Source organism: Microvirga sp. BSC39 (genome assembly GCF_000739015.1).
Classification (GTDB): Bacteria; Pseudomonadota; Alphaproteobacteria; order Rhizobiales; family Beijerinckiaceae; genus Microvirga.
The window spans coordinates 198,591-221,706 of sequence record NZ_JPUG01000076.1 but is presented as its reverse complement, the minus strand read 5'-3'; the positions used below and the strand labels follow the sequence as shown (position 1 = coordinate 221,706).

Below are 23,116 nucleotides of genomic sequence, written 5' to 3'. Positions count from 1 at the left end.
TCGATGCTGGGCCTCCCCCTCACCTTCACCGTTCCGCTGGTTCTCACGGCGCTCGCCGCGCTTCCGGCGATCTGGCTGCTCCTGCGGATCACGCCGCCGCAGCCGAAGCGCGTGGATTTCCCGCCCCTCAGGATCATGGCGGACCTGCGCCCCGAGCAGGAAATGCCGGCCCGCACGCCCTGGTGGCTTCTGCTCCTGCGGCTGCTGCTCGCCGCCTTCCTCATCCTGGCGGCATCCGGCCCGATCTGGAATCCCCTGGCCGAGGACAACAGCCGCTCGCCGCTCCTCATCGTGCTCGACAACGGTTTCGCGGCAGCACACGACTGGCGCGAGCGCATGAACCTGGCGTCCGAGCGCATCGAGGCGGCAGGACGCGACGGGCGCACCGTGGCTCTCGTGGCAACGGCGGAGACGCCTGCCGCCGTCGAGCCTGCAAGCCCCGCCGCGGCGCTGGAGCGCCTGCGCTCCTTGAAGCCCCTGCCGCATCTGCAGGACCGGCAGGTGCATCTCGAGTCCATCAGGCGCTTCCTGGAAGCGACGCCGGACGCCCATATCGTCTGGATCAGCGACGGGGTCGCGGGCATTGACGGGCAGGGCTTCATCGATGGCCTGGCGCCCATGGCCAGCTCTCAGCGGATCACCGTGCTCAAGGCCGAGCGCGCTCCGGCCCTTGCGGTAGCCGGCGTGGAGAATGCCAGCGGCCAGCTGAATGTCAGGCTCGTGCGGCCCGAGCCGAACGGGCGCGATTCCGGCACCATTCGGGTCCTCGACCTGAAGAGCCTGCCGCTTGCGGACACACGCTTCTCCTTCGAGGCCAATGCCACCGAGACCACGGTCGCCTTCGATCTGCCCACCGAGATCCGCAATGCCATCGCGCGCATCGAGATCCTGGGCGAAGGCTCGGCCGGCGCCGTCCATCTTCTCGATGAGCGCGGCAAGCGCCGCCGCGTCGGTCTCGTGTTCGGCGGCACCTCGGATCAGGCCCAGCCCCTCCTCTCGCCGCTCTACTACATCGAACGGGCGCTCGCGCCTTATTCCGAAATTCGCACCGGCCGCGGCGGCGTGGCGGATTCGGTGAACCAGCTCATCGACGAGCAGGTCTCCGTGCTGGTGCTGGCCGATGTGGGCGGGCTCGACCGCGAGACCCTCGGCAAGGTCACGGCCTTCGTGGAACAGGGCGGCATGCTGCTGCGCTTCGCGGGCTCGCGGCTGTCCGCCGGCAACGACGAACTCGTGCCGGTGCGCCTGCGCCGCGGCGGGCGCAGCCTCGGCGGCACCCTGTCCTGGGACACGCCGAAAACCTTCGCTCCCTTCACCCGCGAGAGCCCCTTCTTCGGCCTCACCGTGCCGGAAGAGATCGGCATCCGCCGCCAGATCCTCGCGGAGCCCGACGGCGACCTGCCGGCCAAGACCTGGGCGGCGCTGGCCGACGGCACGCCCATCGTCACGGCCGACAAGCGCGGCGACGGGATGATCGTGCTCTTCCACGTGACCGCCGACACCACCTGGTCGAACCTGCCCCTGTCGGGTCTGTTCGTCGACATGCTGCGCCGGACCACGGCTCTGGCCGGCGCACCGAACGATGTGAACGCGGAATCCCGCAACGCGGAGAACGAGACCGTGGCGCCCCGTCTGACCCTTGATGGCTATGGCATCTATATCTCGCCGCCAGCCAATGCCCGCGCGGTGACGCGCAACTATGCCGAGCGGGCGCGGGGCGAGCATCCGCCCGGCTTCTACGGTCCGGTGGATTCGAGCCTTGCGGTCAATGCGCTCCTGCCGGGCGACCGGCTGGCACCACTGAATTTCGCGCCCCTCAACGCCCAGATCGCTCCGCTGGCCGGAGCCCAGACCGTCGATCTGCGCATGCCGCTCTTCATGCTGGCCCTGCTGCTGCTCGTCGCCGACACCATCGCGTCGCTCTGGCTCGGCGGTCACCTGTCCAACCTCTCCGGTCGCCTGCGCAAGGCCGGTGCAGCTGCGGCAATCGTGCTCGGCTCGGCCATGCTGCTCAACCCGGTGTCGGACGCAAGCGCGCAGGAGCGCCGCCCGTCGATGACGATGGAAAGCTCCAGCCCCGCCCTCGTGACGCGGCTTGCCTATGTGATCACGGGCGACTCGCAGGTGGACGAGACCAGCAAGGCGGGCCTCACCGGGCTGACGCAGGTGCTGAGCCAGCGCACCGCCCTGTCGCCCGGAGAGCCCATCGGCATCGACCTGTCCCGGGACGAGGTGGCGTTCTATCCGCTGATCTACTGGCCCATCGTCGCAAGTCGGCCGGTTCCGTCGGAGGCTGCGATCCGCCGTCTCGACGCCTTCATGAAGGGCGGCGGCACGGTCATCTTCGACACGCGCGACGCCTTCGGCAATCGCCTCGACGGCGCGCCCACGGCCGAGGGGCAGTATCTGCGCCGGCTGCTCGCGGGCCTCGACATTCCCGAGGTCGAGCCCGTGCCGGCCGATCACGTGCTCACCAAGACCTTCTACATCCTCGACAGCTTCCCCGGCCGCTATTCCACCGGGCAGACCTGGGTCGAGGTTCTGCCGCCGCAGACGGAGGGCGAGGCCAGCCGCCCGGCCCGCTCGGGCGACGGCGTCTCGCCGATCATCATCACGTCGAACGATCTCGCCGCCGCATGGGCCGTGGGAGCGCGCGGTGAGTGGCTCTATCCCATCGTTGGCAGCGACCAGCGCCAGCGGGAGTTCTCGTACCGCAGCGGCGTCAACATCGTCATGTATGCGCTGACCGGCAACTACAAGGCCGATCAGGTGCACGTGCCGGCCCTGCTCGAACGTCTCGGGCAGTAAGGGGAGAGTGCCTTTGCTTTCGGTCAGCTTTTCTCCTCTCATTCCCGACTACGCGCTCTGGGCTCTCGGCGCGGTCGTCGCCCTTCTGGCGATCCTGGCGCTCGTCACGCGCGGTCCCGTGGCGATCCTGCGTTCCGTTGCGCTCGGCCTCGTGCTGCTGGCGCTCGCCAACCCGGCGCTGGTGCAGGAGGACCGGGAGAAGGTGAAGGACATCGTGGCGGTGGTCATCGACCGCTCCACCTCGCAGACCCTGGGCGACCGCTCTCCCATGACCGATCAGGTGCGCGCCGAGCTGGAGCGTCGCTTCGGCTCGCTTGCCGATGTCGACCCCCGCTTCATTGAGGCCGACGACGGCAGCGGCGACGACGGCACGCGCCTGTTCGCGGCGCTTTCCAACGGTCTTGCCGACGTGCCGCCGGACCGGCTTGCCGGGGTTATCTTCGTGACCGACGGCGTCGTGCACGACATCCCGCCCACCGTGGAAGGCCTCGGCTTCAGGGCGCCTCTTCACGCGCTGATCACGGGCCGGCCCGACGAGCGCGACCGGCAGATCAAGCTGCTGGAGGCGCCGCGCTTCGGCATCGTCGGCAAGGACCAGACCATCCGTGCCCAGGTGATGGAGCGCGGCGGCACGGGCTCGACCCTCGTGACGGTGCGCCGGGACGGGCAGGTGCTCACCCGCCAGCAGGTGCGCGCCGACACGCCCTTCTCCCTCGACGTGCGCATCGAGCATGGCGGCACCAACGTGGTCGAGCTCGAAGTGGAGGGCCTGCCGAACGAGCTGACCCAGGCCAACAACCGGGCGGTCATTCCCATCGAGGGCATCCGCGAGAAGCTGCGCGTGCTGCTGGTCTCAGGCGAGCCCCATGCGGGCGAGCGCACATGGCGCAACCTGCTGAAGTCGGACGCCAATGTGGACCTCGTCCATTTCACGATTCTGCGCCCGCCGGAGAAGCAGGACGGCACGCCGATCAACGAGCTGTCGCTGATCGCCTTCCCGACCCGCGAGCTGTTCCAGCAGAAGATCAAGGAATTCGACCTGATCATCTTCGACCGCTATGCGAACCAGAGCATCCTGCCCTCGAGCTACTTCGAGAACATCGTGCGCTATGTGCGCGAGGGCGGCGCGATCCTCGTGGCGGCGGGTCCGGAATTCGCCAGCTACGGCAGCCTGGCCCAGACCCGGCTCTCGCCGATCATCCCGGGCCAGCCCAACGGCACCATCGTCGAGCAACCCTACAAGGCCGAGATCACCGACATGGGCGACCGCCATCCGGTGACCCGCGACCTGCCGGGCTCGGAGCAATCGCCGCCCGCCTGGGGCGAGTGGCTGCGCATCATCGGCTCGCAGGTGCAATCGGGCTCGACGCTCATGTCCGGCGCCAACGACCTGCCTCTCCTGGTGCTGCGCCGGGAGGACAAGGGCCGCGTGGCGCTCCTGCTCTCCGACCATGCCTGGCTCTGGGCCCGCGGTTATCAGGAGGGCGGACCGCATCTCGACCTCCTGCGCCGCCTCGCCCACTGGCTCATGAAGGAGCCGGCCCTGGAGGAGGAGGCCCTTCGGGCGAGCGCCCAGGGGCGCGACATCCGCATCGAGCGGCAGACCATGGCGGAGACGGCCGCACCGGTGACCGTCGTCGCGCCCAGCGGCCAGGAGAGCAGCGTGGCTCTGGCCGAGTCGCGGCCCGGCCTGTTCACCGCCCAGGCGGCGAGCCGGGAACTCGGGCTGCACACGGTGCGCTCGGGCGATCTCATCGCCTTCGTCAGCATCGGGCCGGCCAATCCGCGCGAGCTGATGGACGTATTCAGCAACACCGAGGCACTGGAGCCCATCGCGCAGGCGACGGGCGGATCGGTGCGGCGCGTGGCCATGGCCGGCGATCAGAGCATCACCCTGCCGCGCATCATCGCGGTGCATTCCGGCTCCCGCTTTGCCGGCGGCGACTGGATCGGCATCAGGCCGAGCGACAGCGCCATCGTGCGCGGCATATCGGTCTTCCCGATGGCGCTGGGCTTCATCGGATTGGTGCTGCTGATCGGCTCGACCCTCGCCGCCTGGCTGATCGAGGGACGGCGAAGGGCATAAGCGAGACACAAACCACCACGTCATCACCGGCCTTGTGCCGGTGACCCCGATTGCCTGAAGTGCTGCGCTTTTTCCTATCGGGATGGCTGGCGCAAGGCCGGCCATGACGTGGAGAGGTGGCGAGAGGCTGAGCTCTATCGGCCCGCGTCAGAAATCGTGCTCACTAAACCCTTCGCGCGGGCCAGCGCCCCCTCTTCGAGTTCCAGAGCCAGGAAGCGTCCCGGGTTGACCGGCCCCGGAAGCTGCAGGTGCTGGGGCGGGATGCGCTTGAAGCCGAAGCGGCTGTAATAGGGCTCGTCGCCCACCAGCAGAACCAAGGTATGCCCCTTGGCCTTGGCGGCATCCAACGACCGGCGCATCAGAGCCGCGCCGATGCCGCGCCCCTCGAAGGCCGGCTCCACCGTCAGCGGTCCGAGCATCAATGCCGGCTCGTCACCGGCCATGACCGGGGTCAGGCGGACGGAGCCCACCAGCAGCGTGCCGACCATGGCGGTAAAGGACAAGTCGAGCAGGTGGGGCGCTCCCTCGCGCAGGCGCGAGGCGGTGCGGGCGAAGCGGCCTGGGCCGAAGGCGCGCTCGTGCAGGCGCTCGATGGCCTCGGAATCGATAGGTTGCTCGGTGCGGATCTGGAGCGAGAGCTCGGTCATGAACAGACTTTGGGCGAAAGACGAAATGGGCTAAGGCGGCTGGACAAATTCAGCCGTGTCGTCGTCGCAGAATCCGGGTAATGCTCATGGGGCTCGGCGTTTCCTCTGTTCATTAGGCCATAGCAGCGTCGGGAACGCGGCGCAAACGCTACTCACCAATGCGCCGAGGGGGGCTGCCCTTCGAGGATCTCCGCCAGGCGGCTCCGGGTGGCCGAGGTGGTCTCCTCGGGCAGATTGTCGAGGGGGAAGAACCCCGCCTCCGCGATCTCCCGGTCGGGCTGCTTGGCCTGCAGAACCGTGAAGCGCCGGATCACATAAACCAGAACATGATCGCGACGGGATATCCGGTTGTTGAAGAACACGCCGAACAGGCTGGGAGGCTCATCCGTGGCGATGCAGGCCTCCTCACGCAGCTCGCGCTCCAGGGCCTCCAGAGCCGTCTCGCCGGTCTCGACGCCGCCGCCCGGCAGGTGCCATCCCGGCACATAGGTGTGCCTGATGAGAAAGACCCGGTTCTCCCCGTCGAGCACCACGCCCCGGACCCCCAGGGTCATGCCCCTCGAGAAGCGCCAATAGGTGTGCAGCCCCAGGGACAGGAGGCGTGAGGCTTTCCGGGACGGCGGGGAGTCGGACATCGGTTCATGCCATCACAACAAGATTACCGGAGGATGAATGTAGTCATTCATCAAACGCATAGCAGTGGTCTCAATTTGGCGCGTGACCCGCATAATACGAAGGTCTAAGACAGCGACAACCAAAGGCGTTCCAATGTTTCTCGCTTTCATTCTGTCCCGCCTGAACCGCTCCGCCCGCTTCTCGTGGTCGCCTGCCCTCAATTTCGATGACCGCACGGTCTACTCGACCCTGATCCCGGGCGCTCAGTACTGAGTACGGACGAGCCCTGTCTGCAAGGACAGGGGGCTTGGCTATGACGCGGCTCTATTTTAGAATAATTCTAAATTGGAGCCGCCATGAAGTCCCTGCCCGAACTCTCTGAACGCGAAGTCGTCGCGCTCGCCATTGCGAGCGAAGAGGAAGACTCGCGGATCTACCAGCATTTCGCGGAGCGCCTTCGGCCCGACTTTCCCGCCTCGGCCGAGATTTTCGACGGCATGGCCGAGGAAGAGCGCGAGCATCGCAACTCCCTCTACGGATTCTATCGCTCGCGGTTCGGCGAGCATCTGCCTCCAATCCGCCGGGAGGACGTGCGCGGCTTCCTGAAGCGCCGCGCGGTCTGGTGGAGCCCTCACCTCGATCTCGACCGGATGCGCCGCGAGGCGGAGGTCATGGAGCTGCAGGCTGCGAGCTTCTACGAGAAGGCCGCCGGGCAGACCCTCGACATCTCCCTGCGGGAGCTCTTCACCAGGCTGGCCGAGATCGAGCGCGGGCACGAGCGCAAGGCCGGCGAACTCCACGCAGCCCATCTGACCGACAATGCACAGGCCGCCGAGGAGCATGCCCGCCGACGTCTTTTCGTGCTGCAATATGTGCAGCCGGGACTCGCCGGTCTCATCGACGGTTCCGTCTCGACCCTTGCTCCCCTGTTCGCCGCCGCCTTTGCGACTCAGAACAACTGGGAGACCTTTCTGGTGGGGCTGGCAGCCTCCGTGGGCGCCGGCATCAGCATGGGCTTGACCGAGGCCCTATCCGATGACGGCGAGATCACAGGACGCGGCTCGCCCTGGCTGCGCGGTCTCGTCTGCGGCCTGATGACGGCGGCGGGCGGCATCGGCCACACCCTGCCCTATCTGGTGCCCGACTCCTGGCCCAACGCGTTCCTCCTGGCCACCAGCATCGCGGCTCTCGTGGTGGCGGTGGAACTCGTCGCGATCTCGTGGATCCGGACGAAGTACATGGAGACGCCGTTCTGGAGCGCCACCTACCAGGTGATCGTCGGTGGCGTCCTGGTGCTCCTCGCCGGTATCTTCATCGGCAGCGCTTGACGCAAGCGGCCGCCCGCGCGAGTTCTCGTGTCCACCCGCAGCAATCCGGCCCTCATGTTCCGCATCGCACACCTGACCGATCCCCATGTGGGCCCCCTGCCCCGGCCGCGCCTGAAGCAGCTTCTGAGCAAGCGCCTGACCGGCTGGTACAACTGGCACCGCAGCCGGCAGGGCATGCACGACATGGAGCTCCTGGCTGCGCTGGTGGCCGACATTCATGCCCAGAAGCCCGACCACATCACCTGCACGGGCGACACCTGCAACATCGGCCTGCCGGACGAGTGGAAGACCTCCCGGGTGTTTCTCGAGGAGCTCGGCGATCCATCCCGCGTCACCTTCGTGCCGGGCAATCACGACGCCTATGTCCGAGGCTCCCTGGAAGGGCTCATGAGGGAGATCGCTCCATGGACACGGGGCGATGACGGCCGCGAGGGAAGCTTTCCCTACCTGCGCCGCTACGGCTCCGTGGCGATTATCGGTTTGTCATCGGCCATCCCGACATTGCCCTTCGTGGCATCCGGCCGGGTCGGCTCCCGGCAGATGAAGGCCACCGAGGAGATCCTCAAGGAGCTGGGCCAGGATCCTGGCTGCTTCCGGATCATCCTCATCCATCACCCGCCGCACGTGGGCGGGGCGGATCCCGGCCGCAACCTGACCGATGCCAAACGCTTCGAGAAGATGCTCTGCCGGGCAGGCGCGGAGCTCGTGCTCCACGGCCATAACCATGTGGGATCGCTGGCCCATCTCGACGGCCCGCGCGGCCCGATCCCGGTGATCGGCGCGCCCTCGGCTTCCGCCCGCGGCGGAACGCTGACCCATACGGCCGGCTATCATCTCTTCACGATCGGCCGGGATGACACCGGCTTTCTGCTGATGGCGGAGCGCAGGGGATTGAGGCCCGACGGAACGGTCGGCGGCCTGGGGATGCTCTCGCTTGCTCGCATCCGCCAGCCTCACGAGCAGAGTTAGGGCAGAAGCCTCGATCCCTGGCTGGCCGCGACTAACACAAGTTAAGCTATGGGTGCGGGCGAGCATAGTCAGAGCTAAGCTTCAGTATTCATAATAGATTTTCTTCACCTAATCCCGTCACTTTCCTGGAACCGCATAGATCGCTCTCCGTTGAAGGGGTGCAGCAGCCACCCATGAACTTCGCAAGCCTGTCGGGCTGCGCACGGTGTTCTGCGACCCGAGAAACCAGGAGTTCATCTCATGAAGAAGTACGTTGCCCTCGCGGCGTTGTTCGCATCCGTTTCGGCCGCCCCGGCCTCCGCTCAGATGGTCATGGACAGCCAGAGCTATCGCATGATGGCGGCTCAATCGGATGCCTTCGAGATTGCCACGAGCCAGCTCGCCCTCGAGCGCTCCCGCAATCCTGTCGTCCGCCGCTACGCCCAGCAGATGATCCAGGATCACTCCATGACGAGCCAGGCCCTGAACGGCGGCCGTCCTGTGTATAGCGCCTCCGGTCAGTTCATTGGCGGCTCCCTGAGCGGCACGCTGGCTGGTGCCGGTATCGGCGCTCTGGTCGGCGGCCCGGTGGGTGCAGCCGTTGGCGCAGGCATCGGCGCAACGGCCGGCGCGACGGCTGGTGCTGCCTCCAGCGGCTCGCCCAGCACGGCTGGCGGCTCGGCGACCGGCGCTCTGGCCGGCGCCGGCGTGGGCGCCCTGGTCGGCGGCCCGGTTGGCGCCGCTGTCGGCGCTGGCATCGGCGCGACCACCGGCTCGGCAGCCGGTGCTGCGGCTGATGTCCAGGCCACGGGCTCCGTGACCCCGATCCAGCTCGGCGTTGCTCTGCCGCCTGAGAAGATGGCCATGCTGAACCAGATGGCCTCGACCTCCGGCCCGCAGTTCGACCGTCTCTACGGACAGGCGCAGCGCATGGGCCACCAGGAGGCTCTCGCCCTGCACTCGAGCTATGCTCAGGCCGGCAGCGATCCGTCGCTGCGCCAGTTCGCGGCCTCGGTGGTTCCGCACATCGAACATCACCTTGCGGATTCCCGTCGCCTTCCCGGCGCGACCGCCCGTCGCCGCTAATCGGCTTCCAGTCTGATCTTATGGTGCGGCGGGTCCATTGGACCCGCCGCATTCTTATGAGGGCTGCCGAAGAGGAAGGTTGGACCTTTTCCCGGCTTGTGGTGCGGGCCGCAGGGTGTAGGAAGGGAGTATCTCACCTCTCCTCTCGCGAGCTCTCATGACCTACGTCATTCCCGCGCCTTCCACCCCCGCTCTCCCGGTTGCCGGCACCAACGACCTGTTTCCGGTCCGCCGGGTTTATTGCGTCGGCCGCAACTATGCCGCTCACGCACGGGAGATGGGCGGCGACCCGACCCGCGAGCCCCCGTTCTTCTTCATGAAGCCGGCGGATGCCCTGCAACCCGTCGCGGAAGGCGCAACCATCGATCATCCCTACCCGCCCAAGACCGGCAACTATCACTTCGAGATCGAGTTGGTGGTGGCCCTGGCCAAGGGCGGCCGGGACATCCCCGTCGAGCAGGCCCTCGACCATGTTTTCGGCTACGCGGTCGGCCTCGACATGACCCGCCGGGATCTGCAGGACGAGGCCAAGCAGCTCCGGCGTCCCTGGGAGCTGGGCAAGGCTGCGGACCTGTCCGGCCCGGTCGGGCCGATCCATCCGGCCTCCGTTGTCGGCCACCCGGCGAACGGCGCCATCTCCCTGGCGGTGGACGGGGCCGTCAAGCAGAAGGCCAATCTTGCGGACATGATCTGGTCGGTGGCCGAGCAGATCGCCTACCTCTCCACCTATTTCGAGCTTGCCCCCGGCGACGTGATCTTCTCCGGCACCCCTGAAGGGGTGGGCGCGGTGGCAAAGGGCCAGACCATGATCGGGGCCGTCGAGGGCCTGGGCGAGATCCGGCTACGGGTTGTGTAAGGCTTACCCCCATCCCCTTGCCTTTTTTGCCGGATTGGCCGTTACTGCGTCACGGCGCGGTCCTCAGGGCTGCGGTAAGTTAGGCTCCGGCTCAGACCGGACCCATAAAACTAAGGGAACGACAATGAAATTCGTAAAAACCGTCAGCTTGGCTCTTCTCGGCTCCGCTCTCGCCATGGGTGGAGCAGCCGCTCAGGAGAAGACGGTAAAGATCGCCACGGAAGGCGCCTACGCTCCCTGGAACTTCACGGGTGCCGGCGGCAAGCTCGAGGGCTTCGAGATCGATCTCGCCAATGACCTGTGCGCCCGCATGAAGGTGAAGTGCGAGATCGTGGCCCAGGACTGGGACGGCATCATCCCGGCCCTTCAGGCGAAGAAGTACGACGCCGTCATGGCCGGCATGAGCATCACGGAAGAGCGCAAGAAGACCATCGACTTCGCCGGTCCTTATGCCAACTCCCCGAACGGCTTCCTGGTGGCGAAGAACTCGCCGCTGGCCAAGATGCCCGGCAAGGGCGAGGCCTTCAACCTCAGCACCCAGCAGGCAGCCGCCGAGAAGGCGATCGAGGCCTACAAGCCGCTCCTGAAGGGCAAGACCGTCGGCGTTCAGACGTCGACCATTCACTCCAACTTCGCCGACAAGTACCTGAAGGGTACGGCCGAAGTGCGTGAGTACAAGACCACCGAGCAGCACGACCTCGATCTGGCGGCTGGCCGCATCGACGCCGTTCTTGCGGACGCCACGGCGATCATCGGCACCCTTGAGAAGCCCGAGTTCAACAAGGACTACACCCTGGCCGGCCCGTCCATCACCGGCGGCCTGCTCGGCGCCGGCGTCGGCGTCGGCCTGCGCAAGGGCGAGACCGAACTGAAGAAGAGCTTCGAGGACGCGATCCAGGCTGCAATCAAGGACGGCACCGTCAAGAAGCTGTCCGAGAAGTGGTTCAAGATCGACACCACTCCGCGCGTCTGATCTCCGACGCCGGTCTTCGAAAGCGCGGCTCCGGCCGCGCTTTTTTGTATGGATATGCGCCATCTGCGACCGAAATTGCCACCTTGGCCACCTTATTCAACATGTTTAGGGCTTGCACCGGCTTGGCTTTTGAATGTTAGCTTTGACACGCAAGGTGAAAGGCTCGGCTCCACGGAGCCGCCTGTCACCCGACAAACGGATCAGTCGAAACTGACCAGAGGGATGACAATGAAACTGTTCAAGGCTTTGGGTCTCGGGCTTCTGGCCTCCGCTCTCGCCATGGGTGGAGCAGCCGCTCAGGAGAAGACGGTAAAGATCGCCACGGAAGGCGCCTACGCTCCCTGGAACTTCACAGGTGCCGGCGGCAAGCTCGAGGGCTTCGAGATCGATCTCGCCAATGACCTGTGCGCCCGCATGAAGGTGAAGTGCGAGATCGTGGCTCAGGACTGGGACGGCATCATTCCGGCGCTGAATGCCAAGAAGTACGACGCCATCATGGCGGGCATGAACATCACCGACAAGCGCCTGGAGGTGATCAACTTCTCTCTCCCCTACGCCGCCACTCCCCACGGCTTTGGCGTGATGAAGGACTCCCCACTCGCGAAGCTGGCAGGGACCGGCACCACGGTGAGCTTCGAGAAGGACCCTGAGGGCGCGAAGAAGGCCATCGAGGCCTGGAAGCCGCTGCTCAAGGGCAAGACCATCGGTGTGCAGGGCTCGACAGTGAACTCGCAGTTCCTGGAAACCTACCTCAAGGACACGATCGAAATCCGCGAGTACAAGACGACGGAGCAGCACGACCTCGACCTGACCGCCGGCCGTATCGACGCGATCTTCGCCGGCCACGGCGCCCTGAAGGCCACGCAGGAAAAGCCCGAGTTCAAGGACATGGTGGTTGCCGGCACAGGCATGCGCGGCGGCCTGCTGGGCCGTGGTGTCGCCGTGGGCATGCGCAAGGACGACACGGAGCTCAAGAAGGGCTTCGACGAGGCGATCCAGGCTGCGATCAAGGACGGCACGATCAAGAAGCTGTCCGAGAAGTGGTTCAAGATTGACGCGACCCCGCAAGTCTGACAACGGCGTGCCGGAAATGCAGTCCCGGGTCTTGCTCCGCAGACCCGGGATCTGATCCGGTCCAAGGCCGGATGTTGAGGATGCTGTCTCGCCCGCTGCCTTCCACAGAGGGGAGACATATTCAAGAAAGTTTGGACGCGTGCAGCAATTGAGCTATTTCGAGCTCGTCGGGTTTGGTCCCAATGGATGGGGATGGGCTCTCCTCACCGCAGCGGGAATGACGATTGCGGTTGCCATCTGCGGCTTTCTCGCAGGCTCCGTTGTCGGCACCCTGGTGGCCTGGGGCAAGATCGGCGGCAATCTCGTGATCCGCAGCCTCGCCGACGGCTACACCACCGTCCTGCGCGGCATCCCCGATCTTCTCGTCATCTACCTGTTCTATTTCGGCGGTAGCGCGGCACTGGGCGCCATCGGCAGCCTGTTCGGCGCCGACGGGTTCATCGGCGTGCCCGCCTTCGTCACCGGAGCCCTTGCCATCGGCATCATCTCGGGAGCCTACCAGGCCGAGGTCTTCCGCGGCGCCTATCAGGTCGTCAGCCGCGGCGAGATCGAGGCGGCACGTTCCGTGGGCATGCCCCGCTGGCTCATGTTCCGCCGCATCATCGCCCCGCAGGTGCTGCGCTATGCCATTCCGGGCCTCGGCAACACATGGCAGCTGGTCCTCAAGGAATCGGCGCTCATCTCCGTGACCGGTCTCGTCGAGCTGCTGCGCCAGTCGCACATCGCAGCCGGCTCCACCCGCCGTCCGTTCGATTTCTATCTCACGGCCGCCGTGCTCTACCTGCTCATCACCTGGGTTTCGACCTACCTGTTCCAGCGCGCAGAGACCCACTCGTTGCGTGGCATGCGGAGGGCTTCCTGATGGATTTCGCCTTCATGCGGGATACCTTCCTGACCCTCATAGGCGGTGTGCCGCTGACGCTGAACCTGGCCTTCATGGCAGTGGCGCTCGGCGCCGTGCTCGCCCTGATCCTGGCGCTCATGCGCATGTCGGGTCTCAAGGTGCTCGACTGGCCGGCACAGGCTTATGTCTTCGTGTTCCGCGGAACGCCACTGCTCGTGCAGATCTTCCTGATCTATTACGGCCTCGGCCAGTTCCGCCCGACCTTGCAGGAATGGGGTCTGTGGACCTTCTTCCGTGAGCCCTACTGGTGCGCGGTGCTTGCTCTGACGCTCAACACGGCCGCCTATGCCAGCGAGATCATGCGCGGCGGCCTGCAGTCCGTGCCCCACAACCAGGTCGAGGCGGCACGGGCCTGCGGCATGTCGGGCTTCCTGCTCTTCCGCCGCGTCGTCTTTCCCATCGCGGTCCGCCAGGCGCTTCCCGCTTATGGCAGCGAGATCATCCTGATGGTGAAGGCCACATCGCTCGCCTCGATCATCACCATGATGGAAGTCACCGGGTTGGCCGCCAAACTGATCTCGCAAAGCTTCCGCGCGGTTGAGGTCTTCGTTGTCGCCGGTCTGATCTACCTGGTTCTAAACTTCATCATCACCCGCATCATCATGGCCATCGAATGGTGGCTCTCGCCTCACCTGCGCCGTCCACCGGCCGTGGAGCCGCGTCTGGAGGCCGCCCATGTCTAACGGAGTTGCATCCTTGTCGTCTCACCTTGCGTCGTCCGAGACGGCTCCCGCCGTCTCCGTGCAGAATCTCCGCAAGAGCTTCGGATCGCTCGAAGTCCTCAAAGGCGTGTCACTGAGCGCCAGGGAAGGCGACGTGATTTCGATTCTCGGCGCCTCCGGCTCCGGCAAGTCCACCATGCTCCGCTGCATCAACATGCTCGAGGTTCCCGATTCCGGCGAGATCTCCATCGGTGGAGAGACCATCGGGTTGAAGAAAAGCCGCAAGGGCATAGAGCCGGCCGACCAGCGCCAGGTGGACCGCATCCGGTCCCGCGTCGCCATGGTGTTCCAGAGCTTCAATCTCTGGTCACACATGACGATCCTGGAGAACGTGATCGAAGCGCCCATTCATGTGCAGAAGCGCCCGAAGGCCGAATGCATCGCCGAAGCCGAGGAACTGTTGGCGAAGGTCGGTATCGTGGACAAGCGCAATCAGTACCCCTCGCACCTCTCGGGCGGCCAGCAGCAGCGCGCCGCCATTGCGCGGGCGCTCGCCATGCACCCGAAGGTGATGCTCTTCGACGAGCCGACCTCGGCGCTCGATCCCGAACTCGTCGGCGAGGTGCTGCGCGTCATGCGCTCCCTTGCCGAGGAAGGCCGCACCATGCTGGTGGTGACGCACGAGATGGGCTTTGCCCGCGACGTGTCGAACCGGGTCGTCTTCCTGCACAAGGGCGTGGTGGAGGAAGAAGGCGCACCCGGGGAGGTGTTCGGCGCTCCGAAATCCGAGCGCTTCAAGCAGTTCATCTCAAGCCACCGCTAGAACATCGGCCAGCGCCGCGCCTGATCGTGGATCCTCTTCCCGCACTGCGTGCGCCGGGGATGACAAGGACAGCGGCTGGCGCAGAAGCAATTCAAAAGAAAGGGCGAAGCGGATGCCGCTTCGCCCTTTTTGTATCAATGTCTTTCAATACGCCGGATCGGAGGCTGTCCTGATGCTGGCGGGAATGGCGGTGCCGATGATCGAGGATCGATCGGCGAACCGTGCCATCCGCCACCATGATGCTGACGTCTCGCACCGCCGAGAAAAAGGCCCAGCACGGCCGGAACGGCAAGGATCAGCAGCGACACGAGAGCCCAGACGAACACGATGGCGCCAAGGCCCAGTCCTCTCAAAGCCATCAGAGCCCAGGAGAGCCACTCCACCGTCTCAGGATGTCCCGTGACGATGTCGGCATTGCGGGCAGCAACTCCGCCGAAGAAGTCCAGAAGCCCGTAGGCACCCCAGGCGAACAGGGACCAGACGGCGACGCCAATCCAGGCCAGAACCCACAGCAGGCGCTTCATTTAGCGCTCCTCGATGCGCACGGCCGTGCCGTCGATCTCTTTCGGTCCACGCTTGGGCGTGCCGAGGTGCTCGTGGATGATGCGCAGGTTGCGTTGGTTGGACTTGAAGAACACGTCGAAGACGTCGCCCGCGAACGGGATCGCACCAATGGCAGTGTCGACAGCGACGTTGCCGATCATCCGGGCGATCTTCCAGCGCGGCAGACCGAGTTGACGGGCTTCCCAGATGATATAGCTCGCAAGCGCCGCAGAGAGCGCATCGCCGACACCCGGCACGAGGCCCAGCACCGCGTCCAGGCCGACACGCCGGTTCAGGCCCGGAACCAGGAAGGCACTGTCCATCAGATTTGCAACCAGCGTGATGCGCGCCATCGCATCCTCCCGGCCCGGGCCGGCAGTCTTGATCGCATCGAAAACAGCACTACGGGCAGCGTTCATTCCAGTCTCCAGCAGACCAAAAGCTTGATTGGTCCAATGTGCGAAATGTGTGTATCGGACCCACGAACCGCAAGGGTTAAAGCTCTGTTATTTCAAAACTAACACCAAATTTCTCAGGCGCTTGGATTCCTTGCAGGTTAAAGCTTTGCCAACCATCCACCTCATCGATGCCCCTCTTTCCCGCCTGCACACTCTTGCCTAGTGCCAAGCTTCTTTTAGGTTGCCTTCCGTAGCGTTCCGCACGCAACCGTCAGTTATCTGGCCAATAAGACAATGCCGTTGGGAGGGCCATTTCGGCGGCACAAATTTTGTAGGGGCTCAGAACGGGAGAACCCGATGAGCATCACCCGCCGAGTTCGCCTCGCGTCCAAATTCTATCTTGTGACCAGCGCGTTTCTGTTCGGGCTATCACCGGCTGCACTCAAAGCCGGAGACGGTGACGAAGGGCTCGTTCCGCCGGCTCAATATGCCAGCCTCCCTTCCCAGGATGAAATGAACGATCCCAAGACAACGGGAAGCCTGCCGAGTGCGAGAACCATCACCGGTTTCGCGTCCTTGGTGTCACAAGGAACGATCATGCTACGGGCGAGTGCCCCGACCAATTGCGTACCGGGCAATCTGCGCGAGGTGGTCGCCTCCGTGGCGGCGAAGTTCGGCCCTGTCAGCGTCGAGTCCACCCACCGCAACCGCTCCCGCAACTGGCGCGCCGGCGGTGCTCGCCAATCTCTCCATCTCTCCTGCCGCGCAATCGACTTCAGGGTACGCACCCGCGTGCGCGGCGTCATGGCCTTTCTGCGGGCTCACCCACAGGTGGGAGGCCTGAAGATCTATCGAAACGGCATCATCCACATCGACAATGGAGAGCGCCGCTCCTGGTGAGACTCCTGCCTGTTTCACATTCAATCTCAACCACGGGGCTGCGTCTCTCCGGACGCAGCCCCTCAGCGTCAGCCCCTGGCTTCGAGGAAAAAACTGTAAGACACTCACAGGATGTTCGAGACCTTCACCCACCGCCGCATCGAAACATCCGGAGCCGTCATCAACCTGCGAGTCGGCGGCAACGGCCCACCCGTGCTCCTGCTGCATGGGCACCCGCAAACCCATGTCATGTGGCACAAGGTGGCACCGCAGCTTGCCGAGAACTACACGGTCGTCTGCGCCGACCTGCGCGGCTATGGCGACAGTTCCAAGCCTCCAACGAATGACGGGCATGAGCCCTACTCCAAGCGCGCCATGGCGCGCGATCAGGTAGAGGTGATGCAGGCCCTCGGCTTCGAGCGCTTTGCCGTCGTCGGTCACGACCGCGGCGGACGCTGTGCCTACCGCATGGCGCTCGACCACCCGGAGCGGATCGTCGCGCTATCGGTTCTCGACATCATTCCAACCGCAGAGCACTTCCGGCGCACCGACATGGCCTTCGCCATGGGATACTGGCACTGGTTCTTCCTTGCGCAGCCCCATCCATTACCCGAGCGACTGATCGCGTCAGATCCTGACGCTATGTATCTTCGCCGCGGGCGCGCGATGTTCGATGAAGAAGCACTTGCCGAATACCGCCGCTGCTTCACCAACCCGGAGACGATCCACGCCATGTGCGAGGATTACCGCGCCGGTGCGACCATCGACATGCGTCTCGATGAAGAGGATCAGAAGGCGGGCCGGCGGATCAGGTGCCCGGTCCAGGCCCTCTGGGGTCGGAAGAACGGACTCGATCAATGGTATGACGTGCCGGCCGTCTGGCGCGACTGGGCCGATCAGGTTGAGGGACACGCTATCGATTGCGGCCACTATCTTGCAGAGGAAGCGCCCGAGGATACGCTGGCTGCGTTGCAGCCCTTCCTTGCCAAAGCTTTCGCGCGCTAAACGAGGCGGCGCCTCTTCAGTTTCAAGAAGCCGCGAAAGGCGCGATCCTGATGCCGTTCGCCTCCAGCTTCGCACGCACCGTCCGTGCCATGGCCACTGCGCTCGGCTCGTCACCGTGCACGCAGATGGTGTCGATCTCGACCGGGATGCGTTTGCCTGAAACCGTCGTGATCGCCCTGTCCTGGACGGCGCGCAGGATGCGTTCCGCCGCAAACTCGGCATCGTGCAGCACGGAGCCGGGCTTCTTGCGGCTGGTGAGTGTGCCGTTGTCCTCATAGGTGCGGTCGGCGAAAATCTCGCGCACGACCGGGATGCCGACATCATGGGACGCCCTCTCCATCAGGACGCCCGGCATGCACATGTTGATGAGGCTCGCATCGACTCCCTTGATGGCACGGGCGATCGCAAGAGCGAGGTCCTCGTCCTCGTTAGCCATGTTGTTGAGCGCCCCGTGCACTTTCACGTAAGTGACCTTGTGGCCTGCAAGCGAGGCCACGGCCTGCATGGCGCCGATCTGATAGGCGATCATGCGCTCGATCTCGGCAGGAGAATCGCCGCGGATCATGCGGCGGCCGAAGCCGTGCAGATCGTTGAAGCCGGGATGCGCCCCGATGGCCACGCCCTTGCGCTTCGCGATCTCCGCCGTGCGGAACATGATGGAGGGATCGCCGGCATGGAAACCGCAGGCGATGTTGGCGGAGGACACGATGTCGAGCATCGCCTCGTCGTCTCCCATCGGCCAGGGACCGAAGCCTTCACCCATGTCGCAGTTGAGATCGATGATCATGCTCGTTACACCAATACCGGTTTCGCCGCTTGTTCGCCCACATGGAAGATGCGCTTGTAACGCTCGACTTCCGCCTTCGGCCCCATGGCCTTCGTGGGATTGTCGGAGAGCTTCACCGTCGGGCGGCCATCGGCCGAGATGACCTTGCAGACGATGGAGATCGGATCGAGTTTTCCCTCAGGGCCCAGCCCACGGAAATCATTCGTGAGCAGCGTGCCCCAGCCGTAGCCGATGCGCATGCGGCCACGGAAATGCTGGTGGATGCGCTCGATTACATCCACGTCGAGCCCGTCGGAGAAGATCGCGAGCTTCTCGCGCGGGTTCTGCCCGCGCTGGCGCCACCATTCGATGGCCTCCTCGCCGCCCTCGATGGGATCCTTGGAATCGACGCGGATGCCCGTCCAGGCGGGGATCCAGTCAGGCGCGTTCTGCAGGAAATTCGTGGTGCCGTAGGTGTCGGGCAGGATGACGAGCAGGTTGCCCTCGTAGTCCTCCTGCCAGTCCGACAGCACGTTGTAGGGGGCTTGGGCGAGTTCCTCGTCGGATTCGGCCAGGGCCGCGTAAACCATGGGAAGCTCATGGGCATTGGTGCCCACAGCCTCAACCTCCTGGCGCAGGGCAATCAGGCAGTTGGACGTTCCGAGGAAGGACGACCCAAGGCCCTCCATCATGGCCTGCACGCACCAATCCTGCCAGAGAAAGCCGTGGCGGCGGCGGGTGCCGAAATCCGCGATGGAAAGGTCCGGCAGGCTTTTGAGCCGCTCGATCTTCTCCCAGACCCGGGTCATGGCGCGGGCATAGAGCACCTGAAGCTCGAACTTGCCCATCCCTCTGAGGACCCCTCGCGAGCGCAGTTCGTTGAGGATCGCGAGAGCCGGGATCTCCCACATGGTGGTCTCGATCCAGGGGCCGTGGAAGGTCAGGACATACTGGCCGTCCTCCTTCTCCAGCAGGTATTCCGGAAAGCGGAAGGTCTCGAGCCAATCCATGAATTCCGGCGAGAACATCTGCCGCTTGCCGTAGAAGGTGTTGCCCCGCAGCCAGGTGGACTCACCCCGGGTCAGGCGCAGGCTGCGCACATGATCGAGCTGCTCGCGCAACTCGCCGGCATCGATGATATCGGCCAGGCGAATGCGGGTGGTCCGGTTGTGAATGCCGAACGTCACCTGCACGTCCCGATGGCGGCGAAAGATCGTCTGCGCCATCAGCAACTTGTAGAAATCCGTGTCCAGAACCGACCGGACGATCGGGTCGATCTTCCAGGTATGATTATAGACGCGGGTCGCGATGTCCACCATCGCCTGCTCCTTGCCACTCACGGGGAGCAGGACAATAGCGAAGGGCTGCCCATGATGAAAGGGCAGCCCCGCGAAAGAAAGAAGTCGGCTGAACGATCAGGTCAGGTTGACCTTCGCCTGATCGCCGGGCTTCGGCTGCTCGCCCGTCACGACAGCCTTCGCATATCCGTAGAGATGCACCAGGGTGGAGGACGGGCTGTCCCAATACTCGCCCTTGGCGGGGTGGACGCGGATCAGGGCGATCTGCGGATCATCCGTGCCCTTCGGAAACCAGGCGCGCATGGGCTCGGACCATTTCTCCTCGATCTTCGCCTTGTCGCGCACGATCTCCGCCTTGCCGGAGACCGACACATAGGTCTGGCTGCTCGGATCGCTGTAGGCGAGGTTGACCTCGTTGTCGCGAGAGATCTCCGTCATCTTGGGAGACTGGATCTGGGTGAAGAACCAGAGGTCGCCATGCTCGTCCGCGTCCTGGCTGTGCATGGGACGGCTGTGCAGGGTGCCGTCGGTGTCGACGGTGGTCATCATGGCGATCTTCACGTCCTTGATCAGGTAGTAAAGCTTTGCAGCATTCGGATCGTTATGGCCATGCTGGTGCATTCTCGTCTCCTCGATTGATGTCGTACGCCCGGGATGTGATCAGCGAAGGCAGCCGCTCGGCCGGCCGGGCCGGCTCCCGAGGGATCGGGTGAACAACGGACAAGGTGGGCTTTGGTTCGGAATACCGCATCTTCTCGGCGGGAGTGCCTTAACGAACCGACCGACAGCCTATAGATGTCACGGAAGATCATGCCTTGAACGGCCCAGGAGATGACAAAGTGGCGATCACCCGTGAGCATGTGCTGCAGGCCCTGTCGACCGTGCCGGTCGACGCCAACGGAACCGATCTCGTGGCATCGGGACGCCTGTCCGATGTGGTCGTGGATGAGGCAGGGCGTGTCATGTTCTCCATCACCATCGAGCCGTCCGAGGCCGCCAACATGGAGCGCGTGCGCCAGGCAGCCGTGACGGCCGTGCAGGGTCTGCCCGCGGTCAAAGGCGTCTTCGCCAGCCTCACGGCCGACCGGCCTTCGGTCACGGGCCCATCAGCACCATCTCCCGGCGGAGCCCGCCCGCGCTCGGCGGCCCAGCCCAAGAACCAGCGCATCCCGGGCGTGCAGCACGTGATCGCCGTGGCGTCGGGGAAAGGCGGCGTCGGCAAGTCCACCACCGCCTGCAACCTCGCTCTCGGCCTGAAAGCCCTCGGATTGAAGGTCGGCCTGCTCGACGCCGACATCTACGGCCCTTCCATGCCGAAGCTCCTCGGCATCCATGGCAAGCCGCGCCTGCTGGAAAACCGAATCCTGGAGCCCATGGAAGCCTATGGGATCAAGGTCATGTCCATCGGGTTCCTGGTGGAGGAAGAAGCCGCCATGATCTGGCGCGGCCCGATGGTCATGTCGGCCATCACCCAGATGCTGCGGGAGGTCGCCTGGGGTGATCTCGACGTGCTCGTGGTCGACATGCCGCCCGGCACGGGTGACGCCCAGCTCACCATGGCCCAGGCCACGCCTCTCGCCGGTGCCGTCATCGTGTCCACCCCGCAGGACCTCGCCCTCATCGATGCGCGGCGTGGAGTGTCCATGTTCAAGCGGGTGGAGATCCCGATCCTCGGCATCGTCGAGAACATGGCCACCTTCGTGTGCCCCCATTGCGGGCAGAGCTCGCACATCTTCGGCCATGGGGGCGCAAGGGACGAGGCGGCCCGTCTCGGCGTGCCGTTCCTCGGCGAGGTTCCGCTCAACATGACGATCCGCGAGTTGTCGGATGCCGGCCAGCCCGTCGTCGTCGCAGAGCCGGAAGGACCGCATGCCCGTATCTACAAGGATGTCGCGCAGCAGGTCTGGACCGCGCTTTCGGGCGGCGCTGCCGCGCGCCCTGCGCCGCGCATCGTCATCGAGTGAGCGCCTCTCGCATGAGCCTGCCTCCTCCGACCCTCGGCGTCATCCTGGCGGGTGGGCTCTCCCGGCGCATGGGCGGCACCGACAAAGCTCTTCTGTCTCTTGCAGGGCGGCCCTTGGTGGAGCACGTCGCTGATCGCCTTGCGCCGCAATGCGAGAGCATCATCCTCAATGCCAACGGCGATCCATCCCGGTTCAGGAAAATGTCGCTTCCCGTTGTTCCGGATTCCATTCCGGACCATCCAGGGCCGCTCGCCGGCATCCTGGCTGCTCTCGAGTGGAGCGCCGCTCACCGACCGGACATCGCCTGGGTTGTGAGCACCCCGGCCGACACGCCGTTCATTCCAATGGATCTGGTGCTGCGGCTGCACGAGGCATGCGCCGAAAGCCGTAAGCTCATGGCTTGCGCCGCATCGGGTTCGCAGGCGCATTTCGCCGTGGGTCTCTGGCCCGTCTCACTGCGGCACGATCTGCGCCAAGCTGTCTTGAATGAGGGTATGCGCAGCATCAGGGACTGGCTCGACCGTCATGGGCATGCGGAGGCCGCTTGGCCGGTGGCGTCCAACGATCCCTTCTTCAACATCAACACGCCCGAGGATCTCAGGCATGCAGAGGCCTTGGCCCAGCAGGAGAGGGTTGAATGACGGAACTTGATCTGTCCGGGCTGAAGTGTCCCCTGCCGGTTCTGCGGACCCGCAAAGCCCTTCATGCCCTGCAGCCCGGCGATGTGCTGAGGGTCGTCTGCACGGATCCCCTGGCTGGGATCGATGTTCCGAACCTGATCCGCGAAACCGGTGACATCCTGGAGGATCAGCAGCAGGAGAACGCCACCATCAGCTTCCTGATCCGCAAGGCCAGCCCCCCGGCATGAGAAAGGCCCGGACGAACCGGGCCTTTCCTATGAGCTTCCTGACGATCAGGTGTCCTTGCGGAGCGAGTCCTTGATCCCACCGATGGTGTTCTGGATCTTACCCTCGGTCTTATCCATCTTGCCTTCGGTTTCCATCTTCGAGTCGCCCAGGGCCTTGCCGAGCCCCTCCTTCATCCGACCCTTGACGTTCTTCATGCTGCCTTCGCTGCGATCGCGATCCATGTTTCTCTCCAATGGCTGTTATCTGAAATATCAACGCCTCTCAGCGCCAAGGGTTCTGGAAAAGATTAGCGTAACGAAAGTTTATTGAACGATCAAACTTGGCCATAACGTGGAGCAAACCTCAATGATGAAGAAACAGGAATAAACTTCATCACTGCTCCTACTCTGCACATGGCAGTACCGTCACATTTTTACCTTCACAGACCTAACCATTACATAGAGATGTGTTCTACAGCCCATCGATGTCATAGGTCCCTTGGCGAGGGATGGACAACCGATATCGGCGCTCTAATTCGACCCGATCCATAACATCACGTTATAAAGTTATAGGCTTCATGTTCGTGTCCGCCGCTCGGCCAACCA

The 23,116-nt window shown here is 64.6% G+C and carries 24 protein-coding genes; 16 read left to right on the top strand and 8 right to left on the bottom strand.

What is annotated here, in order from left to right:
• The first annotated feature begins 3 nt into the window (after positions 1 to 3).
• Together MA07_RS22185 and MA07_RS22180 are read left to right on the top strand one after the other, a co-directional pair.
• Positions 4 to 2,808 (top strand): DUF4159 domain-containing protein, encoded by a 2,805-nt coding sequence (locus MA07_RS22185; RefSeq protein WP_036356924.1) that lies wholly within the window; start codon positions 4 to 6, stop codon positions 2,806 to 2,808.
• A gap of 13 nt (positions 2,809 to 2,821) precedes the next feature.
• Positions 2,822 to 4,894: a membrane protein gene (locus MA07_RS22180; protein WP_036356921.1), complete on the top strand. Its 2,073-nt coding sequence runs from the start codon at positions 2,822 to 2,824 to the stop codon at positions 4,892 to 4,894.
• Between the two features lie 134 nt (positions 4,895 to 5,028).
• On the opposite strand, the gene MA07_RS22175 is transcribed toward MA07_RS22180, so the two are convergent.
• Both MA07_RS22175 and MA07_RS22170 read right to left on the bottom strand, forming a co-directional pair.
• Positions 5,029 to 5,541: an N-acetyltransferase gene (locus MA07_RS22175; RefSeq protein WP_036356918.1), complete on the bottom strand. Its 513-nt coding sequence runs from the start codon at positions 5,539 to 5,541 to the stop codon at positions 5,029 to 5,031.
• A 152-nt stretch (positions 5,542 to 5,693) separates the two neighbouring features.
• The gene (locus MA07_RS22170) at positions 5,694 to 6,176 is read right to left on the bottom strand and encodes an NUDIX domain-containing protein (protein ID WP_036356915.1); all 483 of its coding nucleotides are present in this window, start codon (positions 6,174 to 6,176) and stop codon (positions 5,694 to 5,696) included.
• 336 nt (positions 6,177 to 6,512) lie between these two features.
• Between MA07_RS22170 and mbfA the strand changes: the two genes are divergently transcribed.
• The 9 genes from mbfA to MA07_RS22125 all read left to right on the top strand — a co-directional run bounded on the left by mbfA (position 6,513) and on the right by MA07_RS22125 (position 14,810).
• Complete coding sequence (gene mbfA / locus MA07_RS22165) at positions 6,513 to 7,484, top strand: iron exporter MbfA (RefSeq protein WP_036356912.1); 972 nt, start codon at positions 6,513 to 6,515, stop codon at positions 7,482 to 7,484.
• A 54-nt stretch (positions 7,485 to 7,538) separates the two neighbouring features.
• Positions 7,539 to 8,453 carry a metallophosphoesterase gene (locus MA07_RS22160; protein WP_036356909.1) on the top strand — a complete coding sequence of 305 codons (915 nt, stop codon included), beginning with the start codon at positions 7,539 to 7,541 and terminating at the stop codon, positions 8,451 to 8,453.
• A 240-nt stretch (positions 8,454 to 8,693) separates the two neighbouring features.
• A complete protein-coding gene (locus tag MA07_RS31250) occupies positions 8,694 to 9,518 on the top strand; it encodes a DUF4142 domain-containing protein (protein ID WP_036356905.1) in 825 nt (274 codons plus the stop codon).
• 157 nt (positions 9,519 to 9,675) lie between these two features.
• A complete protein-coding gene (locus MA07_RS22150; RefSeq protein WP_036356902.1) occupies positions 9,676 to 10,374 on the top strand; it encodes a fumarylacetoacetate hydrolase family protein in 699 nt (232 codons plus the stop codon).
• Positions 10,375 to 10,498: 124 nt separating this feature from the next.
• Positions 10,499 to 11,347, top strand: coding sequence for a lysine/arginine/ornithine ABC transporter substrate-binding protein (locus tag MA07_RS22145; protein WP_036356899.1), 849 nt, complete (start codon positions 10,499 to 10,501; stop codon positions 11,345 to 11,347).
• Positions 11,348 to 11,575: 228 nt separating this feature from the next.
• Entirely contained in the window at positions 11,576 to 12,421 is an 846-nt protein-coding gene (locus MA07_RS22140) for a lysine/arginine/ornithine ABC transporter substrate-binding protein (protein ID WP_036356895.1), read from the top strand.
• A gap of 139 nt (positions 12,422 to 12,560) precedes the next feature.
• Positions 12,561 to 13,283: an ABC transporter permease subunit gene (locus tag MA07_RS22135; RefSeq protein WP_036356892.1), complete on the top strand. Its 723-nt coding sequence runs from the start codon at positions 12,561 to 12,563 to the stop codon at positions 13,281 to 13,283.
• Entirely contained in the window at positions 13,283 to 14,008 is a 726-nt protein-coding gene (locus MA07_RS22130) for an ABC transporter permease (RefSeq protein WP_036356889.1), read from the top strand. The genes MA07_RS22135 and MA07_RS22130 overlap by 1 nt, the downstream gene beginning before the upstream one ends.
• Complete coding sequence (locus tag MA07_RS22125) at positions 14,001 to 14,810, top strand: ATP-binding cassette domain-containing protein (protein WP_052003430.1); 810 nt, start codon at positions 14,001 to 14,003, stop codon at positions 14,808 to 14,810. The genes MA07_RS22130 and MA07_RS22125 overlap by 8 nt, the downstream gene beginning before the upstream one ends.
• Positions 14,811 to 14,944: 134 nt before the next feature.
• Here MA07_RS22125 and MA07_RS22120 read toward each other — a convergent pair whose 3' ends face one another.
• Both MA07_RS22120 and MA07_RS22115 read right to left on the bottom strand, forming a co-directional pair.
• Positions 14,945 to 15,334: a hypothetical protein gene (locus tag MA07_RS22120; protein WP_036356883.1), complete on the bottom strand. Its 390-nt coding sequence runs from the start codon at positions 15,332 to 15,334 to the stop codon at positions 14,945 to 14,947.
• A complete protein-coding gene (locus MA07_RS22115) occupies positions 15,335 to 15,772 on the bottom strand; it encodes a DUF4112 domain-containing protein (RefSeq protein ID WP_036356880.1) in 438 nt (145 codons plus the stop codon).
• A 336-nt stretch (positions 15,773 to 16,108) separates the two neighbouring features.
• On the opposite strand from MA07_RS22115, the gene MA07_RS28075 reads away from it, so the two are divergent.
• Positions 16,109 to 16,651 (top strand): D-Ala-D-Ala carboxypeptidase family metallohydrolase, encoded by a 543-nt coding sequence (locus tag MA07_RS28075; RefSeq protein WP_052003429.1) that lies wholly within the window; start codon positions 16,109 to 16,111, stop codon positions 16,649 to 16,651.
• 111 nt (positions 16,652 to 16,762) lie between these two features.
• Positions 16,763 to 17,635 carry an alpha/beta hydrolase gene (locus MA07_RS22105; RefSeq protein ID WP_036356878.1) on the top strand — a complete coding sequence of 291 codons (873 nt, stop codon included), beginning with the start codon at positions 16,763 to 16,765 and terminating at the stop codon, positions 17,633 to 17,635.
• A gap of 22 nt (positions 17,636 to 17,657) precedes the next feature.
• Here MA07_RS22105 and MA07_RS22100 read toward each other — a convergent pair whose 3' ends face one another.
• From MA07_RS22100 to MA07_RS22090, 3 genes are all read right to left on the bottom strand, one after another.
• Positions 17,658 to 18,422, bottom strand: coding sequence for a 5-oxoprolinase subunit PxpA (locus tag MA07_RS22100; protein ID WP_036356875.1), 765 nt, complete (start codon positions 18,420 to 18,422; stop codon positions 17,658 to 17,660).
• A gap of 5 nt (positions 18,423 to 18,427) precedes the next feature.
• Positions 18,428 to 19,720, bottom strand: a complete 1,293-nt coding sequence (gene pncB / locus MA07_RS22095; protein ID WP_036356872.1) for a nicotinate phosphoribosyltransferase — start codon at positions 19,718 to 19,720, stop codon at positions 18,428 to 18,430.
• 96 nt (positions 19,721 to 19,816) lie between these two features.
• Positions 19,817 to 20,320, bottom strand: coding sequence for a pyridoxamine 5'-phosphate oxidase family protein (locus tag MA07_RS22090; RefSeq protein WP_036356869.1), 504 nt, complete (start codon positions 20,318 to 20,320; stop codon positions 19,817 to 19,819).
• 218 nt (positions 20,321 to 20,538) lie between these two features.
• Between MA07_RS22090 and MA07_RS22085 the strand changes: the two genes are divergently transcribed.
• From MA07_RS22085 to MA07_RS22075, 3 genes are read left to right on the top strand one after another with little or no spacing between them, the layout of a single operon-like run.
• Positions 20,539 to 21,663 carry an Mrp/NBP35 family ATP-binding protein gene (locus MA07_RS22085; RefSeq protein WP_036356866.1) on the top strand — a complete coding sequence of 375 codons (1,125 nt, stop codon included), beginning with the start codon at positions 20,539 to 20,541 and terminating at the stop codon, positions 21,661 to 21,663.
• A gap of 11 nt (positions 21,664 to 21,674) precedes the next feature.
• Positions 21,675 to 22,304: a molybdenum cofactor guanylyltransferase MobA gene (gene mobA / locus MA07_RS22080; protein ID WP_036356864.1), complete on the top strand. Its 630-nt coding sequence runs from the start codon at positions 21,675 to 21,677 to the stop codon at positions 22,302 to 22,304.
• Entirely contained in the window at positions 22,301 to 22,531 is a 231-nt protein-coding gene (locus MA07_RS22075) for a sulfurtransferase TusA family protein (RefSeq protein WP_036356861.1), read from the top strand. The genes mobA and MA07_RS22075 overlap by 4 nt, the downstream gene beginning before the upstream one ends.
• A 45-nt stretch (positions 22,532 to 22,576) precedes the next feature.
• Here the strand turns inward: MA07_RS22075 and MA07_RS22070 are convergent, their stop codons facing one another.
• Complete coding sequence (locus tag MA07_RS22070) at positions 22,577 to 22,753, bottom strand: CsbD family protein (RefSeq protein WP_036356858.1); 177 nt, start codon at positions 22,751 to 22,753, stop codon at positions 22,577 to 22,579.
• Positions 22,754 to 23,116: the final 363 nt, after the last annotated feature.

Coding starts and splice junctions, on each gene's coding strand:
- MA07_RS22185 (WP_036356924.1), top strand. CDS start 4: ATGCTGGGCCTCCCCCTCACCTTCACCGTTCCGCTGGTTCTCACGGCG.
- MA07_RS22175 (WP_036356918.1), bottom strand. CDS start 5,541: ATGACCGAGCTCTCGCTCCAGATCCGCACCGAGCAACCTATCGATTCC.
- MA07_RS22170 (WP_036356915.1), bottom strand. CDS start 6,176: ATGTCCGACTCCCCGCCGTCCCGGAAAGCCTCACGCCTCCTGTCCCTG.
- mbfA (WP_036356912.1), top strand. CDS start 6,513: ATGAAGTCCCTGCCCGAACTCTCTGAACGCGAAGTCGTCGCGCTCGCC.
- MA07_RS22160 (WP_036356909.1), top strand. CDS start 7,539: ATGTTCCGCATCGCACACCTGACCGATCCCCATGTGGGCCCCCTGCCC.
- MA07_RS31250 (WP_036356905.1), top strand. CDS start 8,694: ATGAAGAAGTACGTTGCCCTCGCGGCGTTGTTCGCATCCGTTTCGGCC.
- MA07_RS22150 (WP_036356902.1), top strand. CDS start 9,676: ATGACCTACGTCATTCCCGCGCCTTCCACCCCCGCTCTCCCGGTTGCC.
- MA07_RS22145 (WP_036356899.1), top strand. CDS start 10,499: ATGAAATTCGTAAAAACCGTCAGCTTGGCTCTTCTCGGCTCCGCTCTC.
- MA07_RS22140 (WP_036356895.1), top strand. CDS start 11,576: ATGAAACTGTTCAAGGCTTTGGGTCTCGGGCTTCTGGCCTCCGCTCTC.
- MA07_RS22130 (WP_036356889.1), top strand. CDS start 13,283: ATGGATTTCGCCTTCATGCGGGATACCTTCCTGACCCTCATAGGCGGT.
- MA07_RS22125 (WP_052003430.1), top strand. CDS start 14,001: ATGTCTAACGGAGTTGCATCCTTGTCGTCTCACCTTGCGTCGTCCGAG.
- MA07_RS22120 (WP_036356883.1), bottom strand. CDS start 15,334: ATGAAGCGCCTGCTGTGGGTTCTGGCCTGGATTGGCGTCGCCGTCTGG.
- MA07_RS22115 (WP_036356880.1), bottom strand. CDS start 15,772: ATGAACGCTGCCCGTAGTGCTGTTTTCGATGCGATCAAGACTGCCGGC.
- MA07_RS28075 (WP_052003429.1), top strand. CDS start 16,109: ATGAGCATCACCCGCCGAGTTCGCCTCGCGTCCAAATTCTATCTTGTG.
- MA07_RS22105 (WP_036356878.1), top strand. CDS start 16,763: ATGTTCGAGACCTTCACCCACCGCCGCATCGAAACATCCGGAGCCGTC.
- MA07_RS22100 (WP_036356875.1), bottom strand. CDS start 18,422: ATGATCATCGATCTCAACTGCGACATGGGTGAAGGCTTCGGTCCCTGG.
- pncB (WP_036356872.1), bottom strand. CDS start 19,720: ATGGTGGACATCGCGACCCGCGTCTATAATCATACCTGGAAGATCGAC.
- MA07_RS22090 (WP_036356869.1), bottom strand. CDS start 20,320: ATGCACCAGCATGGCCATAACGATCCGAATGCTGCAAAGCTTTACTAC.
- mobA (WP_036356864.1), top strand. CDS start 21,675: ATGAGCCTGCCTCCTCCGACCCTCGGCGTCATCCTGGCGGGTGGGCTC.
- MA07_RS22075 (WP_036356861.1), top strand. CDS start 22,301: ATGACGGAACTTGATCTGTCCGGGCTGAAGTGTCCCCTGCCGGTTCTG.
- MA07_RS22070 (WP_036356858.1), bottom strand. CDS start 22,753: ATGGATCGCGATCGCAGCGAAGGCAGCATGAAGAACGTCAAGGGTCGG.